The organism is Cytobacillus oceanisediminis 2691 (genome assembly GCF_007678455.1).
Lineage (GTDB): Bacteria > Bacillota > Bacilli > Bacillales > Cytobacillaceae > Mesobacillus > Mesobacillus oceanisediminis_A.
In genome coordinates, this window is sequence record NZ_VEEP01000289.1 from 1 (window position 1) to 256 (window position 256).

The window sequence follows — 256 nt, forward strand, 5'->3', positions numbered from 1 at the left end:
GGGGGAATGGTGGGGTAGGATTAGGTTTTCTGGCGGTGTGATTTCAGGGAAGAGGGGGATATTTTGAAATGTAGGGGAAATGCGTTTTCTTGTAATGAGGTGTGGCTTGATTGGGGTAATATTTTGGGGGTTAAAAAGAATTTGTCGTGATGTTAGGGGAAAGATCGATGTAAGTAAATTGAAGATGGTCGTTTTTGGTGGTCGATTCGGTGGGATTAGCGGGAAGATTTCAGCTTTATTGATGGAAAAGGTGACA

General features: G+C 43.0%; 1 pseudogene. It reads right to left on the reverse strand.

From position 1 onward, the window contains the following. Positions 1 to 243 (reverse strand): annotated as a pseudogene (locus FS736_RS25610) (ABC transporter ATP-binding protein); the annotation flags it as partial. Positions 244 to 256 lie beyond the last annotated feature (13 nt).